We start from the raw sequence: 17,292 nt of genomic DNA on the forward strand, positions 1-17,292 counted from the left end.
TTTATAAACGAAATCGCACAAGGGCATAATCACCTCACTGAAGGATGACAGGTCTTCCAAATAAAGCTGGATGATAAATTAACATCGCACCTACAAATGAACATACTAGACAAAAAACAGCCTCGTATTTTATGACTAAAGGAGAGTTCGTATCAAGCTTTTTTTCCTCTCTTTTCAATATCAATTTAAATAATGCTGTATATAATACTTTATATAATACATACCCAACTATCGCTCCGAGGGTATTCGTAAATAAATCATCAATATCCGTAATTCTATTATTTAATAATTGATTTAACTCAATTGCCAATGAAAAAAGGAATCCCGCGCATACGGTGTTTTTCATTTTTCTAAACTGCGGCCAAATAGTCGGTAATAAAAAGCCGAACGGCATAAACAGTACAATATTTAAAAGATACGTCGTACTACCTGCCGTATCAAATAGAGTCAAGTTGATTTGACTTACACGAATCCACGTTTCATATCTACTTATATCCCATACAGTCGCGATTTGCGTCACCTTATACACTAGCGAAAGATAGAATAGAAAAATATATACCCATAGAAAATGCCGAATAGATATGTTTCTTTTCGCTTTAAAATAAAATCTAATTTGAAACAAAATACAAAAAATTATAGTAAAAAAATACGTATACAAATAACTAATCAAAACTCCTGTATGCATGTGGAATCCCCTAACTTTACATTTTCATCTATTATTTAAGAACTGGTAATTTGTTCATATATTTAATCTTCTACTTTGTCTTCGGATATCAGGGATATACTAAAAATAAAAAATCCCCACTCCTTCATTTTCAGTCTCCTCCTTGATGTAACTTGTTTATAGGATAGGAAAAACTTTTAAAATAAAAAGTAGGGTAAATATAAAATTTTTCTTAAATTTTATGTTAGTTTTTATTATTACTCTTATTAGGAATCCGCTATTCGTTGTTAGGTAACGCCATGCTTACACCTATAAAAGTATTGAATTACTGAAGAATTCTGTCCTCAATATAACAGCAGATTCACATCAAAAATGTAAATCCTCATTTCCTTCGTATTTTCCTTTATTAAGTCTTTTTCTTATGAATAATTCTGCCAAAATTAAATTAGGTACCCATGCTAACCAAGCAATAATAGCGTAACTAAATTCAAACCGCTCTATTCCAAATAGAACTATAAACAACGGTAGCCAAATTCTTAATGTAACTGCTCCAAAGGTTAAAGAATAATTTCTAATCATCCAGTTCCGATGCTCTTTAATTTTTTTATTCTTAACTCTATGTAATGCTTGATATGCTGATGCTAGCCAAAGTATGGATAACAAACCAAAGCCTAGCTTCGCTACCAATCCTCCCGTAGCATAAAAAGATAGGTATAGTCCAGAAACGCCTCCTAATAATATACCAACCATGTAGATTCTCCCAACTATTCGATGACGGTTGATATTCCTATCTCTAAATTTAGTGGATAATGTGAAAGGACCAATTACTAATGCTACTATACTAGTCGTAATATGTATAAATAACATACTATACCAGAAATCACTTAATTTAGATCCAAACATAAGCTTCGCTTTTACAAGCCCTGTTTGAAATCCATCCATAATAGAATATTGGACAACAATATAACCAGATACTAAAAGAGCAAAAAAAGTGAATACAAACCAAATTTTTCTGTTCAAATTTTACTGCCTCCCCATTACATTCACGAAAATTAGATTATATATTACTGTTCATTCTCGGGAAAAATAAAAAAGCCTTCTAGCGAAATGAAGTGACCTCCGAAAAAGGGACATTTAATAGATTAAGATTTCCAAAAATAATGAATATATATGTTATATTGTTAGACGTACTGAAAAAGCTAAACAGTACAGCAATGGGGATTTTTCTAATGGATATGTTACAACAAGTAATAGATAAATTTAAAATGAGTAAACTCTTAAGTATATCATTCTATACTTGAGAGTTTACCCATCTATCCCTTCTCATCCCTCATACTGTAATACCCCAAATTAATAATAATCAAGAAATACCCACCCATAATTCCAGCTGCAAATGTCCACATGAATTCATGATGTTCAATTTCATACATAATAATCGCGCCGAGTATTGCGGCTGCGAACCGATTTATCATTCCGAGCATCGGTGCTTTTTCTTTTTTTACAATGCTATCTCCGAACTTTTCAATACGCCTTCCTAAAATCCAGGCGCAGTACATACTCACCAAAAGGCCAATGCTTATCCCGACAAACTGGGCTGAAAAAGGTGTCACGAGCCATCCCAATAACATTACGCCTAGCAAACAATACATTTGTATGTTGAATGATCTTAATGCCATACGAATCATGTTATTCTCCTTTATCTTTCTCATTGTAATTCCGTATTATCAATCCAAGCTTTCAGCTATATCTTTTTTAAAATGAGGAAATTTGATTTTGCTCACCATTAAATACGCGAGTACGCTTGTACCAAATGCCACGGAAACTGGATTATTTAGGCGACATAAAATGAGGAGACACATCGCCGCGAATGGAATGGGCATTCCGATGAATGTTGGGAGTTTGCTTTGCTGTGTGTTAAATCTCGCAAGCCGAAGCATTCCGCAAATACTGTAAGCGAGCGCGCATATCATCCCGATAGACTGCAAATCTTTTAACGAAGCATTATATGCAAGAATAGATGGTGCCACACCAAAAGTAACTAAATCCGCAAATGAGTCCAGCTCTCCACCAATTTCTGAAACAGAATCAAGTTTCCGAGCGATCATGCCATCAAACAAATCAAGGACCATACCTGTAATAATGAACATAACTGCACCGTACATATCGTCAACGAAAACAGCATGAATAGCCAAAAGCCCACACACAAAATTTGCTATCGTAATCATATTTGGTATGTAACTCATCACATGCTTCTCCTCCTTTCTACTAATTGCTTCATCTAAGTTCTTACTCATTACAATCAAGATCCTTCTGCTTTTCTTCCAATATCACTTTATTTATTTTCGTTAACGTCTCTGTCATTTGCTGCAACGCTTCAATATCAATTTTCGAGAAATACTTCTCAATTAATACATCATCTAACTTCGACAATTGCTCCATATACTTACTACCGTTTGGACCAAGTGTAAGGAAATACTCCCTTTTATTATTCGGATTCACTTGTTTTGAAATCATCTGTTGCTTTTCCAATTTCGATAAAACTTGGCTCACCGCACTTTTCGTTATATTAAACGTATTCGCAATGTTATTTGCTGTCGTGTTTTCATTTAAATGAATATGAAATAACATGCTCTCTTGCTGTCCAGTAAGACCAAACTCATCCTTTAAATCTTGAAATAGTAAAATGTAGAGTTCCGTGTAGGCTCGATTCATTTCATTAATTACTTCTTTATATGATCTCGTCATAGCGTTCTTCCTCCAGTCACGCTTTTATATAGTTTAGTTAACTTAACTAAACTATATTATACCTTTATGTTCGTGTAAAGGGAAATATAGCTCCGGACTTTATTCACAATGAAAAAAGAAGACATCCATTAAGATGTCTCCTTTTCATGTTGAAAAATACTAACCGTTAATCAGCTGTTGCTTGAATTTATCTAAAACTTTCTTTCTCTCTTCATAATCTTCCGCATCAGCTTCTTCCCAAAGCTCAAGGTCAGCCCCTCGCTCAATTAATGCAATCGCATTGTTGCGAACTTCTTCTTGAAGACAACCTTTCTCCAATTGTATTGCCGCAAGACCAATGTATACTAAAGACATGACTTCTAAATCTTCCTCTATATCAAACTCATCTACATACTCTTCTAAAATGAGCTTAGTTGCTTCTTCTACATTATTACCTTCTTCTATATATTCAATAAACTGCTCTTTCACATCACAAGTCGTATCATCATCAAATAATCCAGTTCCCCAAGCGCCCATATGCTACAGCTCCTTCTTTGTGCTTTTTTCATTCCTATTTCAATCTTAAATATAGTAAAAGTTCATTACAAGACTAGTTATATACATCATTATATTTTACAATTACTGTAGGTAACTTACATATTTCACCACATGTATCACTCTGAATAATCAAACATAAATATTGATAAAATTCCATATAGACCCATTAATGGTTAAAATGTTATAATAGAACTACCCTACATAGTTACTCATATTCATACTGAGGAACTAGCGTCTTATTAAGCAATGCGCATAAATTAGATAAAAAAGACACTTTTTACAGTGTCTTTTTTATTTATATTCTCATGGAAAATATCTCTTTTATACACAAAATCTATTAACTGAAGAAGGAGACTATCATATGGAGCATCCTCTAGCAAGAGAACTACGTAACATACGTATATGCCTTATTATCTTGATCATTGTCATTGCATTTTGGGATCGTGAAAGAGTGGTAGAAATCAATGATCATGGCAGCAGTTCTGCCCCAAATATTAGCAATATGACCCAAATCGGTGAAAATACATTTGCACATAAAGATGACTTTGGTCAAATTAAAATATTTAAGTTTAACCCTGATACAAACGATATTTCACTCATTAAAGAATTTAATGCTGATGAATATTAATGAAATACAAAAGGACCTGCTCACATTCATGCGTCAAACATAAAGTAAATGGAATCCGTTAAAAAACACGAGTGACCCCTTGTTTTCCCCTCTTATTAAAGGAGGAACTATTATGGGATTTGGTGGTAGTTGCGGCGGAGGCTGCGGTTTTGCTGGAGGATTTGCATTATTAGTTGTGTTATTCATTTTATTAATCATCGTTGGAGCTTCTTGCTTCTGCTAACAAACTATTGGAAAAGACACTCTTATATGGGTGTCTTTTCTTTGTAAACGAAAGAGTATGAGAAGTGGAGCCTTTAGCCATAATTATGACTAAAGGCTTTTTGTATACAACTTAAAAAGGAGCTGACTTTATGGAGCATAATAAAAACGGGATGCTTGCTTTAATCGTTTTGTTTGTAGGACTAGCATTTTTTGTTATCGGTATGGTTTATCATTTATGGGGAACGGTTTAAAAATAAATAATAATTCATTTAAGAAAAAGTACTCGTACGAGTACTTTTTTAAATGTTATATAAAAACATTCTAAACTTACTTACATGCATACAATCATCAATTATAGTTATATAATTGGGAAGGTTGTAAATTATCAATCTATATCTATATTGATTAGGAAAGGAGCTAAAAATGTTAGAAATCATTTTTGTTGCTGTATTACTTTTATCTAGTATCATTCCCATCTTTATCAAAAGGGGTTTGACGAAAAAAAATGGAGTCCTTTTACTAATAAATTATGCATTATTATTTGCCACCATCATTGTAATTGGTGCAAACTGGCGTATGATTCCCGCCTATTTCTTATTGTTCGTTTTAACATTACAAGTTTTTTTGAAACCAAAAACTACAGCCGTTTCTAAAAAGTTAGTGATGAAAGTTTTAAAAGGTTTAGGAATTATCGTAACTGCTATCGCAATGTTTACATTACCTTTACTTTTTCCGATCATAACACTCCCGGAGCCTACTGGAAAATATACAGTAGGAACGAAAGCTTTTCATTTAATTGATACAAATCGAAAAGAAACAACTGTACCAAATAGTCAGGGAAATCGTGAGTTAATGATACAAGTATACTATCCTGCCACAAAAGGATCAGGGAAGCCTTCTGCCTATTTTGAGAACATAAACGAGCTGGCTGAACAATTGGCAGTAACAAACGGTGCTCCATATATCGTAACGACACATTTAGGGCTGACAAAAACACATTCTTATCAGAATGCTAAGCCACTTCAAGATAAAGAAAAATTCCCCCTCCTTTTATTCGGCCATGGGATGGGATTATATGGTCAACAAAATACATTCCAGTTAGAGGAATTAGCTAGTCAAGGCTATGTAGTAATCGCTCTTAATTTCACAGGATATGCAGCAACAACGATTTTCCCTAATGGAAACCGTGTAGACTCTATACCAATTGAATATACACCTACCGCCTTAAATACCATAGTTCAAAAATGGGAACAGGATACTACTTTTGTTTTAAATGAAGTAATAGAAGGCAATTTCGATAAAAGTTTTAAAAATATTGCAGACTTAATTGACTATGACAAAATTGGAATGTTCGGTCACTCTTTTGGTGGAGCAACTGCCGCACAAATGTTAGTGAAGGATACGCGTATTAAAGCTGCAATTGATATGGATGGCGGATTATATGGCGATCCACTACCTAAAGACGGTCCTCAAAAACCATTCATGTTGATGAATGCTGAAGCTACGATTCGTTTTATGAAAGAGGCTGAGAATCCAAAGACAACCGGAATCCAAAATGAATTATTGGAAATAGTCTATTCAAGAAATAAAACTATTGAAAAACCGGGCGTGTACACAGTGGTAATTCCAAAAACAAACCATACTAGTTTTACAGATTTAGCAGCATTTTCACCTATTATTAATGAACCTGGCGAAGATGTAGCCACAAACTATAAACTGATTAATAAACTAGTAACTAACTTTTTCGATCAAACTTTAAAAGGCAAAAGCGAAAATCATTTAGAAGAAATTCAGAAACAATACCCTGAACTTCCTCTCATTAAACACAAATAACTATTTTCCTAGTTATGTAACCCCTCCTTATGCTTGTGGGGTTTCTACTTTAACACAATTATAAAAAGTCCCCATTATTGGGGCTCTTAAAAAATAATAAGAATAAATGAATTAAAACAAATAACAGACAACTAAAATATATACGCTTAACATTATATAATCTATATATTTATGTAAAATTACATAAATATATAGATTATTATACGCTATACTAAAATAGGAGTCGACAATCGTTATTTTCTTCTTATTTTTAAAGCAATATGGATATACCTTCTTAACTCATTTGGATTGGATAAGAAAAGAAGACAGCTTAATTGATGTCTTCTTTTTTTATAGTTTTATGAATTTTTTTGAGCAGATGCTCTCCAATCACGAAAAGATGTTGGACGTCCAGAAAAAGCTCTTTGCTTTGTAACAGATGGTTTTTCTTCAGGAGTCATTGTTTTTTCTTTAAGCGTCGCTGGTTTTTCTTTAAGCGTCACTGATTTTTCTTCAAGAATGGTCACAGCTGTTTGCATTTTCTCTAACTGTTCTTTCAACAATTGTTGTTCAATCTTTAAATCCGTAAGTAAACGTAAAATCATCTCAGAATTAGCCATAAGATCCTCCTTCCCCCAATACACAGAATAAAATACAATATGTAGAAGACGAAATGCCGGTGACAAAAATAAGGTCGTCAACTCTTTTTAACTTCTAAAATCCTTTTATTTTTTTAAGGACCTGCTCCATTCATCCTTAAAAACATAAAGTAAATTAAATCCATTAATAAATGGTCTTTATGGAAGGAGGAGTTAATATGGGCTATGGCGGTAGTTGTGGTGGAGGCTGTGGTTTCGGCGGCGGATTTGCCTTACTTGTTGTGCTCTTCATCTTATTAATCATCGTTGGCGCTAGCTGTTGGGGCGGCGGATTCGGCTGCTAAGGAGAGGCACTCTTGAGAGTGTCTTTTTTTTAATATGTGGCTCGTATACATATTAAAAAAAATTTCCGTTCTAGAAGTACTATAATATTAGCTTAACATGTCAGTTCCCCCTAATTAATAGGTGGTTCTAGCCTATAGAATTCTTTTAAATATAAAATGAAACTATATTTCTCAATGAATAAAACAATTTAACATGGTAAAATAATATTTGGATGGGAGTCCAATATATTATTAAAATTAAGATGGTTCAAGTCGAAGGAAGGCACCTTAGGGTGTCTTTTCTTTTTTATAAATAATTATAAATTAAAATTGCAAAGGATGCTTACTACTTACAAGGAACATTTTCTTCCGTACAACTATTTATTTGAAACTAATTACTATTATAAATATAAAGAAGTTATGGATAAAGTAGTGAGGTAAATAAAACAAAATATAGATTTAATTCCTGTTTCTCAACGAGGTACCACCAGCATTTTCAAAAAAATACGCTAAGCAAAAAAAATAATCAGCTGTCCATATGGACAGCTGATTTACATCATTACATTTCTATTATTTATCTTACCACTTGTACAGATACTGGTTTCCACCCCTGATTTTCTACCCAATCAATATTAACCTTATATTTTTTATTATTTTGCTTATCTCGTACATTACCGTAGGCTTTATTATTACCATTATTCCCAATAAAATCGAAAATCAATTGGCTCTCTGGAACATCAACAGCATAAGAAATTGCTTTTTTCATCTCACTCCAATCTACTGTTCCTTCTTTAAATTTCATTTCAGGTTTTGCTCCTTGCTCGGTACCAATTGGCTTCCAAGAAGGATTAGTTTGAGAACCCTTTTCTTGAGATGCCGTTTTTTCTTCCTCATTATTTTCAGTTCCGTTCGTTTTTACCGATTTTTCTGTTTTTGATTTCTCTTCTAGCTGTGCTGCCTCTTTATCTTCATTTTTCTTTTCTTCTATCTTTGCTGCCTCTTTATCTTCATTTTTCTTCTCTTCTATCTTTGCTGTTTCTTTATCTTCAGTTTTCTTCTCTTCTATCTTTGCTGTTTCTTTATCTTCAGTTTTCTTTTCTTCTATCTTTGTTACTTTCTTTTCTTGAGCAATTGCTTTCGTTGATGTATTAGAAGGGGTAAACAATTGGTATGTCACTATACCAACTGTCACTAATACCAAAGTAAATGCAATATTAAAAATTGCCTTTTGACGACGATTCTGTTGTTTTTCTTGAAATCTGCTTACTTGTCCCATTCTTCAAACCTCCGTGTTTACTTTCTCCTCTACTCTTTATGTATTATCCCTAAAATTCTTAATATTTTTATTAAACAATAGAAATAAACTACACTTTCCATACAGGATTTCATATCATAATAAAATTTGTGTTTTTTCAAGTATCTGACATATGTTATTCAAAATAGTTTAATACATTAAAAATTGATAAGCTTCTGCACTTAAGAAACCTTCAATTTTATTCAAAGGTGATTCCAATTATGTCCATATTAGATCTCCTGTAGAAAGCTTTTTAACAATTAAACCTCTTCTTCCCTTATTTATAATTTTTAAATTAAATTTCCCTCTATAGTATAATAAAGATGTTTCGTTTTCTAATGGGGTATGTCGTAAAATCAAAAGGGATTTTATCTCTTTTACCTTCTTTTCAGAGTAAATTTCACCACTAGGGAATTCTATTATTCCTAATGTAATCTTTAATTCGCTCTCATCGAAAGGCCACTCCTTATTAAGTTCCCTTATCTTTTGTATAAAGCTTCTTTTGGTTTGTCCTATATATAGCAATGTTACACTCTTAGCACATACTCTAGAGATTGCAAATATCCCCTTCTTAGAAGCTTCTTCCCTATTATAAAAATCATTTATACTATACATTCCATACCATTTAATATGTACTGTTTCTATGAATCTCACCTCATTTTTAGACAATATTATAATTTCTGAATGTTCAAATTATAATGGGCGCATAGTCCTGATTACTTGAATTATAAATTGTGCTTTTCAATAATACATTTTATTATTACTAATTTCAATAATACAAAAAAAAATACAATATTATAGTTTAATTACAAAACTTTATAAAAAAACAAAGTGATGTCGTACCAAATATTATATTTTTTCAATATCAGACTACCATGAACAAAAGTTAGAGAGTTATGGAATAAAATATAATTTGTATGTACATACATTTCTTTAAAAAGAAGTTTTGTAGTTTGCAACTGAATTAAAAAAACATAGATTTTTATGACTCTTTTGGAGATATACCAACGTGGAATCTTTGATATGCACGTTACTATACCGAACTTTCGGTATAGTATTTTTTTGCAGCTCCTTGATTTTTCACCAAATACGTATAAAAAATCAATAGTAGGAAAATAAACTGCTGGCTAAAAGTTTACTTTCGATAAAATAAAAAAGAATCTACAAATCTGCAGATTCTCCTGATAATGATTATATAAGTATAGTATCATCCATTTATTTGACTATTATTCGGAAAGTATAAAACTGTTCACTAGATAGCAGAGTATTTTTACATATTGTATTAATTCCTTCTTCAAAAATCCCCCCTAAAATAAAAAATACGCTATTCTTTCTGTAGAATCATAGGAAAGGATGGTATTTTTGTATGTCTATTTCTGTATTTGATGAATTATAACTATTTGCTCAAGAAATTCAAAGCTTTTTATGGATTTTCTTTTATTATATCGGTTTCACATATTTCCTCTAAACTCTCTAATACTTGATTTTTCAATTCAGCCATTTACTTATTTTCTATGACTTCTTATTCTTTTTCTTTTATAGGAATCATTGCAAGAACTGTTAAATCTGCATTCGTTAAATCTTTTATCACTTGATGAGAAGCAAATACCGGTAGCGAAACAATAAAACCATCATCTACTTTTGTAATATCATTATGTGTAACATACTCCAGAAATACTTTATTTGCAGCCGCTACAAATTCTTCATCGCCTGTTCCATCAGGGTATGATACACCAATTTCCCCTAACATAATATAATATTGCTTTTTAATACCAGTCATATCCATTGGATCAATGGATTGAATTTTGTAATTTACCATTCCAGATTTCACTTTTCTTTCAGGAATATCTAAGTCAAAAAACTCTCCAGCTTCTTCTAAAATAATATTGATATCTTTAATTGTTGTTATAGCATTAGTTGCTTCCTTAAAAAACATGAGTTGCTCTCTTGATAAAACAATATTTTCTTCCTCTTTCTTAAACTGTAGATTTTCTAAAATATCTTCTATTTCTTCTACATTTTCCAGAAAAAACATATCATTCTCCATATGAGGAATTAATTCTTTTAAGTTTATCAAATACATTTGTGAATATTTTATATTCATCTCTTTCATTTCACGTAATTTGTCTAGAAATTTTAATACCTTAGCTTTACGATATGTTTCTGCCATCATTTTCACCTCTCGTTACATTTTGTATACAATTCGTATACATTTCGTATACAGATTGTATACGAGGCGTATTGGATTTGCAAGTATTAATTTTAAAATACAAAATTAATTGGTATTGTTTAAAAATTTTTATTATAGCTATCATGAATTTACTAATACAACTCCACCTATAAAGGTTACGATTCTAAAAAATATTAGATTTTCAAATATTCTTCTTCGCCTGCTGAAACTCTTACAGCGAAACGGACGAAAATCCCCATCGATACAGGGAGAAAACAGTCTTTAATATATTAGGTGTCGTTTACAATTGGACCATGTCTGATAATTAAGCCGCTTAATTTTAAAAATGAAACCCGTTAGGATTTATTTGATATGCAGAATCCCCAATTATTTGCACTGGTTTTTAGAATAAGAAAAAATCCCTTCTGAAACTGACCTTTCTTAGCCTTAGCTTGATAGCAATGTGGCGGTACCCCTCAATGAACAAAAAAATTAACATAGTAAAATAGTATTCGGATGGGAGTCCAATATATTATTAAAATTAGATGGTTCAAGTCGAAGGAAGGCACTTTAGGGGGGCTTTTCTTTATTTTCAAAAGAACCTACTCCATTCATTCTTAAAAACATAAAGTAAAGTGAACCCGTTAAAATACATGAATGAACCTTAGTTTTAATCCTCTTACCTAAAGGAAGAACTATTATGTGCTATGGTGGCAGTTGCGGAGAAGGCTGTGGTTTTGCTGGAGGATTTGCTTTGCTTGTTGTACTCTTTATACTATTAATCATTATCGGATGCAGTTGCTTCTGCTAAAAAACTATTAGAAAGGACACTCTTATATGGGTGTCTTTTCTTTATGAAAAATATCTATAACCTTTTTCTTATGACTTTTAACATCAATAAAGGGTGATACAAACTATTACATATGTTTGTACCACCCTTTATTGATGCGTTTAGACTTCACAGTTGTTAAAGTTTTAGACTTCTCCCTTAGTGTACCCATATTATTAGAACATCCTGTAATCTGTAGACAAAATGTAGCTAATAAAAACAATATTAATAATTTCTTCAATAAATCCTCCTACATGCATAAAACACCATATGTTACAAAACAAACATAACATCAACTCTTTATAAAAACAATATAATCCTCATTCCTTAAGCTATCTCTTAACATAGGAGTACCTCTACATATTCATACAGCTAAAATTTTTAAATATCCTCTACTTAAGGAATTTGTAAGTATCAAGTAAGAAAAACGAGAGCTTTGCTTCGTATAATCAAAATATAAAGCGAAGGAAGAAAGATGATTTCTAGGATTAATATGCATGTAACAAGAGAAGAAATCTACATTTTTTTAGAATAATAATATTAGTATGTCCAAGTTTTGAAGATTGCTTGCAAATATTTTGAAGTTTTCGCACCAGAATTCTAATTACCATACCTGTTTTGTACCATTTCTCTTAAAAAGATTCCAAAAGGATTACTTGCCCTTCAGCTTTCTTTTTTCATACTTGTTCAAGACGTATTTTTTGATGTTATTTTGTATAAAAAACTTTTGGGAGCAACCTGTTCGAAAAATTGATAAAGAATAAGCGATTGAAGGATGAAAACAGAAGACTACAAGGAAAACTGTATGAACAAATATAATGAAACAAGGCTCTTACTTTGTAGTGGTATCCACGAAGTAAGAGCCTTGTTTTTTCTACTCATTTTTTATATCAGTCTTGATTTTCCGATGGAAAGGCACAGAAAATCTACTACAGAAGGTGTGATACCTCTAGGATTAACAAATTCTTTAAATTTCTGTGTACTACGTACAAGCCCTCTACTTTTGGCATGTGCCTCTAATTCAGCTCGAACTTGTATTGTATCCGGAGCCATTCTTTCTAAAGCATGTTCAGAATATTTACGAACATTGATTTCAAGTTTTTAAAACTCATTTATTGTAACTGTAAAATGTGGCTTGAATTTTACTTCGATTGTTTTGTTTTCTACGCCACCTTGGACATATAATGAGTCATTACGGGTATAGATTCGTTTCGCCGAATGCATCTTGGTTTCAAAGATGCATTTATTTTTATAATACAAATTTAATTCAACAGTTTCCTCGTAATAACACATAATCATTACTAATTCAAAACCTAATTTATCTATTTTATTATACCTATATGCACCTGCACCTGGAATAAAATAATCTTCTGGTTCACTCTCGAATATTTCTAATAATTCATATTCATCATATTGTATATTCAATTTAACAACTCCTTACGTGAATGGGCTCAATCCACTTTATTTATAATATTCACGATTTATTAGGTACAACGGAAACAACATCGCCATTATCATTCAATACGACTCTAACATCTTTCCCATCGTATTGCCATAGACCAGGTTTATTTCCAGGTTTTTTAGTAGCATGCTTAATTGTTTCTTCTACTACACTTGGTGTTACACCACGTGGATCAACTTTTTTTAATTCCTCCATGTATTCTTTTGATCCGAACGTGTAACCATTCCTTTCAGCTCTTTCGCGTGCACGCTTTGTAAGTTCTGCTCGAACCTGAATTGTATCAGGTGCCATCCTTTCAAGCGCATGTTCAGTATACTTACGCCCATCAATGACGCCGCCACCTCTTGGCATACTCCATCCAATCTCTTCAGTTACCTTTGATACTTTCCCTAAATCCTTCGCTTTTTGCTCTAACTCTCCATATTTACCAAATACTCGACCAATAACTTTAGGAGTGCCACCTACAACTGTAGAAACAGTTCCCCATACATAATCATTCGGCTCATATTTTCTGTCTGTGAAAAATTCTCTTCCATTTTATCTGGATCAACACGTACTTGCCTCAACTAATTTCCTTCCTTCACCTATATGTATAAAACTTCCAAATATAAGTATAGCAAATTGATAGAGTTGGTCCAGACATGATTCGTAAATGTGTACTTTTTAATATGTTAGCGGGCCCCATATTATTTAAATTAAGATGATTCAAGTCGGAGGAAGGCTCCTTAGGGTGTCTTTTCTTTATGAATAGAAAGCACGCCTATTTCCGTAGGTGTAGTAAATGATAACCCCTATTACCATTTATTTAAATATTTCTAAGTTGATATTATATAATTTAGATATATTTAAATTGTATTTTTATTATATAAGTAGTGCAAAAGAAGTTAGACTTTGTTATCATGTTCTACGAATTAAAATTATTTCAAGGAGGATTTTTTGTGTTTGGTATATTAAAAAAACAATGTCGATTCAATAAAATGTCGGCAATATCGTTAGGGATTTTTGTGTTTTATATGATTTTAAAGCAACTTATCGCACTAGTTTATTTCATTAGTGATGAACAGTTTGGCGGGATGAGCATTTCGTTTGACGCAATTGATTTGTTAGTTGTTCTAATAATTTATTTTTATTATCGTAGATCTAAAGAGCCTTTTACAAATCAAAATAATTTTACGATGAGTTTGCCAAAAAGCTTACTTTTAGGTCTAGTACTAACTGTAGTATGTAAATCCCTACCGCTGTTACTAGCAGACTTTATAAGTTTTCAGTCATCTAATCAAGTTGAATTAGAAAGCCAAGTAACGTTACCCATTTTAGTCTTCGCATTTTCTATTGCTCTAGTAGCACCCATTGGTGAAGAAATTGTCTATCGTGGTGTTATACAGCATGGAATTTTTAAAAATTCCTGGTTAGGTGTACTTGTTTCTTCAGCTATTTTTGCAGGTATGCATGTTAGTCTTCTTTCTTTAGAAACAATTCCATATTTCCTTTTGGGAATTGGTTTAGGTTGTACTTATAAGTTAACCGGGCGTTTATATGTGGGAATTATAATGCACATGATTAATAATTCGCTAGCAGTGATTGCTATTTATTATTTTTAACTAAAAGAATAAGAAAGAATATGCTACAGGTGAATATTAAGAAAATTAATTTGTTAATATCTTAACTCTATTTCAGACCGAACCGTCCGGTTTGAAATATTAATTCAAGTCAGAAGACACCTTTGGGTGTCTTTTTTTCTGCATTAAAAAGCCCACCTATTTTCCTAGGTAGGCCTTTTTTGATTTTGCATTAGCACGATGATATTATAAAAAAACTCCTTAATCCTCAAACTCCCTGATTGTTCTTCTTTAATATACTTAAGATGATTCTATATATACTAGTCTAAAGTACGAGCAGCTGCATAGAATGATCCAGAACCACCATTTCTGTGAGTAACTTTAAGCTTATATTTACCTTTTGGAAGAGTATTGTACGTATTTGTAAAACCCTTTCCTGCTGCTAACGATCCAGAACCAATAACATTACCTTTTGAGTCTTTTAAAGACCAATCAAGTGTACCTTTAGTATTGTTTGTCATATGAACTCTCATATCTGCTTTTTTTACATGCTCGAACGATACTTCTCTTTCACCATTTATCAGACTGAAATCATCTTTAAGTATTTGGGTACGTTGGATAATTGGTGCTGAATTTTTAGTATTATCTACACCTTCTGTACTTGCTGATGTTGCTCCAATCCCTCCAGTTAATACGATACCAGTTGTTAATGTTCCTACTACTAATTTCTTAAACATAATAAATCCCCCTTAAATATTTTTTATAACTTGCACCTTAAATGTATCACTTTTATATCTTTTGTAAATATTTTCAATTTATAGAAATATTTATTTAATTATTAACAATATTGGGATTGCATTTTATCAAATGGAAAATAGAGGGATTTACAATGATATGTAATAATGCATAATAAATCAAGCGAATATCATGATATACTCTCAAAGAGCTGATACAAAATTTCTTTAGATTGGAAAACTAAAGTCTTATCTACCTAAAAGGAAGGCGCCTTATGGCGTCTTTTTTCTATTTTCAAAAGGACCTGCTCAATTAATTCTTAAAAACATAAGGTAAAGTGAACCCATTAAAATCCATGGAATGAACCCTAGTTTTACCCTCTAATCTAAAGGAGGCACTATTGTTATGGGATATGGTGGTAGTTGCGGCGAAGGCTGCGGTTTCGCTGGAGGATTCGCTTTATTAGTTGTATTGTTTATTTTATTAATCATTATCGGATGCAGTTGCTTCTGCTAAAAAACTATTGGAAAAGGCACCCTTATATGGGCGCCTTTTTGTATATTAAAAACCTCCCTATTTCCGTAGGCAGGCTAAATGTGATTTTGCACAATTGAGTTATAGCAAAATCATTTATATTGAAAGTAATGAAAATTAACTTAGTAATCCTAATACCTTAATAATCTCAATTGTTTTATTATCTTTTATTTTAAAATAAAGCCTTTTCCCTATACGTTCACTAATTACAATATTTCCAAAGGCTAATTTACGCAAATGTTGTACAATCAAATCCTCTGTAATTCTTGTTTGCTTACTTAAATCAGAAACTGACAACGATCCATATGTAATCAATTTACAAACAATTGATAAGCGAGTAGAATTCCCTAATAACCCTAAAACTTTTATACTTTCGGTATAGAAACTAAAATCCATATGAAAAGCATGTAACAGATTTTCCAACCTCCTAAAATAAGATGAATATCAACCAAAATATCTTAACATAAAAATAGTAAAAAACACCCTAAAATATACCAATTATTCATTGAGAAAAATGATACTTGAATGGGAGTCCAATACATATTATTAAAATTAATGTGTATTGGACTTTCCATCCTCAATGAATGGAAAGTAGAGATGCTTCAATTATGTACCGATCTGGAGCGTCTCCTATATAGTCAAAAGGATAACAAGTTGTTAATGTTAATGTTGGCTCACTTTTTTCTACAATAACTGTTCGATCTTCTGAATCTGTTATCCAATGCTTGTTAATTTCATATGTATATGTTTTATTTTCATATTCCACGATAAGTTGGTCATTTTCCTTTAATTGACCAAGCTCGGTAAAAACAGTATCTCTATGTCCACTTAAAACTGTATGACCATTTCCGGATGGTGTAGTAGTTAAGTCACTAACAAACATACCTACACCCTTTTTTAATACTTTATCATCAGCTCCCCAATATATAGAGTATTTCTTTTGTATTTTAGGGATAATTAAATATGCTACTTTATCTCCTAACTGATGGTTTACCTTTGAAGCAGGAATTTGTACAGGTTTTTCTTGTAATGAAGTGTCAATCTTTGTCTCTGTCTCTGTTTGATTGATGTTTTGCGTTTCATTTTCTTTAGAAGGTGTGGAGGTCTCATATTGTTTAGCCTCGTTAGTTGTTAACGACTCTGCTGATTGTCTAGCACTATACCATTCTAGAAAATAATAGGAAAAGATAGTAAGTC

23 protein-coding genes and 1 pseudogene are annotated in these 17,292 nt (G+C 32.0%); 7 read left to right on the forward strand and 17 right to left on the reverse strand.

Going from position 1 to position 17,292, the window contains the following annotated elements; genetic code table 11:
* Positions 1–34: 34 nt before the first annotated feature.
* From D1166_RS27030 to D1166_RS27055, 6 genes are all read right to left on the reverse strand, one after another.
* Positions 35–685, reverse strand: a complete 651-nt coding sequence (locus tag D1166_RS27030) for a VanZ family protein (RefSeq protein WP_097856224.1) — start codon at positions 683–685, stop codon at positions 35–37.
* 345 nt (positions 686–1,030) lie between these two features.
* Positions 1,031–1,684, reverse strand: a complete 654-nt coding sequence (locus tag D1166_RS27035) for a DUF2306 domain-containing protein (protein ID WP_003312690.1) — start codon at positions 1,682–1,684, stop codon at positions 1,031–1,033.
* Positions 1,685–1,977: 293 nt separating this feature from the next.
* The gene (locus tag D1166_RS27040; RefSeq protein ID WP_000620606.1) at positions 1,978–2,349 is read right to left on the reverse strand and encodes an ATP synthase subunit I; all 372 of its coding nucleotides are present in this window, start codon (positions 2,347–2,349) and stop codon (positions 1,978–1,980) included.
* 39 nt (positions 2,350–2,388) lie between these two features.
* On the reverse strand, positions 2,389–2,958 hold the full coding sequence (gene pssA / locus D1166_RS27045; protein WP_118043495.1) for a CDP-diacylglycerol--serine O-phosphatidyltransferase: 570 nt from the start codon (positions 2,956–2,958) through the stop codon (positions 2,389–2,391).
* Entirely contained in the window at positions 2,951–3,409 is a 459-nt protein-coding gene (locus D1166_RS27050; protein WP_000198626.1) for a MarR family winged helix-turn-helix transcriptional regulator, read from the reverse strand. Before D1166_RS27050 ends, pssA begins: the two co-directional genes overlap by 8 nt.
* A 159-nt stretch (positions 3,410–3,568) precedes the next feature.
* The gene (locus D1166_RS27055; RefSeq protein WP_000501494.1) at positions 3,569–3,925 is read right to left on the reverse strand and encodes a DUF4259 domain-containing protein; all 357 of its coding nucleotides are present in this window, start codon (positions 3,923–3,925) and stop codon (positions 3,569–3,571) included.
* Positions 3,926–4,307: 382 nt separating this feature from the next.
* Here D1166_RS27055 and D1166_RS27060 point away from each other — a divergent pair, with 382 nt between their 5' ends.
* The 3 genes from D1166_RS27060 (at position 4,308) to D1166_RS27070 (ending at position 6,611) form a co-directional block, all read left to right on the forward strand.
* Positions 4,308–4,574, forward strand: a complete 267-nt coding sequence (locus D1166_RS27060; RefSeq protein ID WP_000400949.1) for a YmzC family protein — start codon at positions 4,308–4,310, stop codon at positions 4,572–4,574.
* A gap of 112 nt (positions 4,575–4,686) precedes the next feature.
* On the forward strand, positions 4,687–4,797 hold the full coding sequence (locus D1166_RS27065) for a YjcZ family sporulation protein (protein ID WP_000505681.1): 111 nt from the start codon (positions 4,687–4,689) through the stop codon (positions 4,795–4,797).
* Between the two features lie 404 nt (positions 4,798–5,201).
* Positions 5,202–6,611, forward strand: a complete 1,410-nt coding sequence (locus tag D1166_RS27070) for an alpha/beta hydrolase family protein (RefSeq protein ID WP_097856225.1) — start codon at positions 5,202–5,204, stop codon at positions 6,609–6,611.
* Between the two features lie 338 nt (positions 6,612–6,949).
* Here the strand turns inward: D1166_RS27070 and D1166_RS27075 are convergent, their stop codons facing one another.
* Complete coding sequence (locus D1166_RS27075; RefSeq protein ID WP_000013693.1) at positions 6,950–7,210, reverse strand: hypothetical protein; 261 nt, start codon at positions 7,208–7,210, stop codon at positions 6,950–6,952.
* A 197-nt stretch (positions 7,211–7,407) separates the two neighbouring features.
* On the opposite strand from D1166_RS27075, the gene D1166_RS27080 reads away from it, so the two are divergent.
* On the forward strand, positions 7,408–7,533 hold the full coding sequence (locus tag D1166_RS27080) for a YjcZ family sporulation protein (protein WP_000540377.1): 126 nt from the start codon (positions 7,408–7,410) through the stop codon (positions 7,531–7,533).
* A gap of 553 nt (positions 7,534–8,086) precedes the next feature.
* Here the strand turns inward: D1166_RS27080 and D1166_RS27085 are convergent.
* The 3 genes from D1166_RS27085 to D1166_RS27095 form a co-directional block, all read right to left on the reverse strand.
* On the reverse strand, positions 8,087–8,788 hold the full coding sequence (locus D1166_RS27085; protein ID WP_061139723.1) for a YrrS family protein: 702 nt from the start codon (positions 8,786–8,788) through the stop codon (positions 8,087–8,089).
* Positions 8,789–9,025: 237 nt separating this feature from the next.
* Positions 9,026–9,460 carry a hypothetical protein gene (locus tag D1166_RS27090; RefSeq protein ID WP_002100802.1) on the reverse strand — a complete coding sequence of 145 codons (435 nt, stop codon included), beginning with the start codon at positions 9,458–9,460 and terminating at the stop codon, positions 9,026–9,028.
* Between the two features lie 868 nt (positions 9,461–10,328).
* On the reverse strand, positions 10,329–10,979 hold the full coding sequence (locus D1166_RS27095; RefSeq protein ID WP_030023572.1) for a glycoside hydrolase family 18 protein: 651 nt from the start codon (positions 10,977–10,979) through the stop codon (positions 10,329–10,331).
* Positions 10,980–11,676: 697 nt separating this feature from the next.
* On the opposite strand from D1166_RS27095, the gene D1166_RS27105 reads away from it, so the two are divergent.
* Positions 11,677–11,787: a YjcZ family sporulation protein gene (locus tag D1166_RS27105; RefSeq protein ID WP_074596601.1), complete on the forward strand. Its 111-nt coding sequence runs from the start codon at positions 11,677–11,679 to the stop codon at positions 11,785–11,787.
* A 106-nt stretch (positions 11,788–11,893) separates the two neighbouring features.
* Here the strand turns inward: D1166_RS27105 and D1166_RS31410 are convergent, their stop codons facing one another.
* From D1166_RS31410 to D1166_RS32215, 4 genes and pseudogenes are all read right to left on the reverse strand, one after another.
* On the reverse strand, positions 11,894–12,046 hold the full coding sequence (locus tag D1166_RS31410; RefSeq protein WP_000734749.1) for a hypothetical protein: 153 nt from the start codon (positions 12,044–12,046) through the stop codon (positions 11,894–11,896).
* A 644-nt stretch (positions 12,047–12,690) separates the two neighbouring features.
* Entirely contained in the window at positions 12,691–12,858 is a 168-nt protein-coding gene (locus D1166_RS31415) for a hypothetical protein (protein ID WP_165851679.1), read from the reverse strand.
* A 48-nt stretch (positions 12,859–12,906) separates the two neighbouring features.
* Positions 12,907–13,230: a hypothetical protein gene (locus D1166_RS27115; protein WP_001025896.1), complete on the reverse strand. Its 324-nt coding sequence runs from the start codon at positions 13,228–13,230 to the stop codon at positions 12,907–12,909.
* 49 nt (positions 13,231–13,279) lie between these two features.
* Positions 13,280–13,804: pseudogene (locus D1166_RS32215) on the reverse strand (hypothetical protein); the annotation flags it as partial.
* A gap of 401 nt (positions 13,805–14,205) precedes the next feature.
* On the opposite strand from D1166_RS32215, the gene D1166_RS27125 reads away from it, so the two are divergent.
* The gene (locus tag D1166_RS27125; RefSeq protein WP_000467045.1) at positions 14,206–14,868 is read left to right on the forward strand and encodes a CPBP family intramembrane glutamic endopeptidase; all 663 of its coding nucleotides are present in this window, start codon (positions 14,206–14,208) and stop codon (positions 14,866–14,868) included.
* A 278-nt stretch (positions 14,869–15,146) separates the two neighbouring features.
* Here D1166_RS27125 and D1166_RS27130 read toward each other — a convergent pair whose 3' ends face one another.
* On the reverse strand, positions 15,147–15,563 hold the full coding sequence (locus D1166_RS27130; RefSeq protein ID WP_000473854.1) for a hypothetical protein: 417 nt from the start codon (positions 15,561–15,563) through the stop codon (positions 15,147–15,149).
* A gap of 403 nt (positions 15,564–15,966) precedes the next feature.
* Between D1166_RS27130 and D1166_RS27135 the strand changes: the two genes are divergently transcribed.
* Entirely contained in the window at positions 15,967–16,077 is a 111-nt protein-coding gene (locus tag D1166_RS27135) for a YjcZ family sporulation protein (RefSeq protein WP_000540371.1), read from the forward strand.
* 135 nt (positions 16,078–16,212) lie between these two features.
* Here D1166_RS27135 and D1166_RS27140 read toward each other — a convergent pair whose 3' ends face one another.
* Both D1166_RS27140 and D1166_RS27145 read right to left on the reverse strand, forming a co-directional pair.
* On the reverse strand, positions 16,213–16,491 hold the full coding sequence (locus D1166_RS27140; RefSeq protein ID WP_000347623.1) for an ArsR/SmtB family transcription factor: 279 nt from the start codon (positions 16,489–16,491) through the stop codon (positions 16,213–16,215).
* A gap of 181 nt (positions 16,492–16,672) precedes the next feature.
* Positions 16,673–17,292: class D sortase (locus tag D1166_RS27145; RefSeq protein ID WP_133300472.1), on the reverse strand; the 620-nt coding region annotated here is incomplete at its 5' end.

The sequence above is a fragment of the Bacillus sp. ISO11 genome, assembly GCF_003458115.1.
GTDB lineage: Bacteria > Bacillota > Bacilli > Bacillales > Bacillaceae_G > Bacillus_A > Bacillus_A cereus.

Coding starts and splice junctions, on each gene's coding strand:
- D1166_RS27130 (WP_000473854.1), bottom strand. CDS start 15,563: ATGTTTAAGAAATTAGTAGTAGGAACATTAACAACTGGTATCGTATTA.
- D1166_RS31415 (WP_165851679.1), bottom strand. CDS start 12,858: ATGGCTCCGGATACAATACAAGTTCGAGCTGAATTAGAGGCACATGCC.
- D1166_RS27030 (WP_097856224.1), bottom strand. CDS start 685: ATGCATACAGGAGTTTTGATTAGTTATTTGTATACGTATTTTTTTACT.
- D1166_RS27140 (WP_000347623.1), bottom strand. CDS start 16,491: ATGGATTTTAGTTTCTATACCGAAAGTATAAAAGTTTTAGGGTTATTA.
- pssA (WP_118043495.1), bottom strand. CDS start 2,958: ATGAGTAAGAACTTAGATGAAGCAATTAGTAGAAAGGAGGAGAAGCAT.
- D1166_RS27050 (WP_000198626.1), bottom strand. CDS start 3,409: ATGACGAGATCATATAAAGAAGTAATTAATGAAATGAATCGAGCCTAC.
- D1166_RS27075 (WP_000013693.1), bottom strand. CDS start 7,210: ATGGCTAATTCTGAGATGATTTTACGTTTACTTACGGATTTAAAGATT.
- D1166_RS27085 (WP_061139723.1), bottom strand. CDS start 8,788: ATGGGACAAGTAAGCAGATTTCAAGAAAAACAACAGAATCGTCGTCAA.
- D1166_RS27065 (WP_000505681.1), top strand. CDS start 4,687: ATGGGATTTGGTGGTAGTTGCGGCGGAGGCTGCGGTTTTGCTGGAGGA.
- D1166_RS27105 (WP_074596601.1), top strand. CDS start 11,677: ATGTGCTATGGTGGCAGTTGCGGAGAAGGCTGTGGTTTTGCTGGAGGA.
- D1166_RS27095 (WP_030023572.1), bottom strand. CDS start 10,979: ATGATGGCAGAAACATATCGTAAAGCTAAGGTATTAAAATTTCTAGAC.
- D1166_RS27080 (WP_000540377.1), top strand. CDS start 7,408: ATGGGCTATGGCGGTAGTTGTGGTGGAGGCTGTGGTTTCGGCGGCGGA.
- D1166_RS27060 (WP_000400949.1), top strand. CDS start 4,308: ATGGAGCATCCTCTAGCAAGAGAACTACGTAACATACGTATATGCCTT.
- D1166_RS27070 (WP_097856225.1), top strand. CDS start 5,202: ATGTTAGAAATCATTTTTGTTGCTGTATTACTTTTATCTAGTATCATT.
- D1166_RS27135 (WP_000540371.1), top strand. CDS start 15,967: ATGGGATATGGTGGTAGTTGCGGCGAAGGCTGCGGTTTCGCTGGAGGA.
- D1166_RS27040 (WP_000620606.1), bottom strand. CDS start 2,349: ATGATTCGTATGGCATTAAGATCATTCAACATACAAATGTATTGTTTG.
- D1166_RS27055 (WP_000501494.1), bottom strand. CDS start 3,925: ATGGGCGCTTGGGGAACTGGATTATTTGATGATGATACGACTTGTGAT.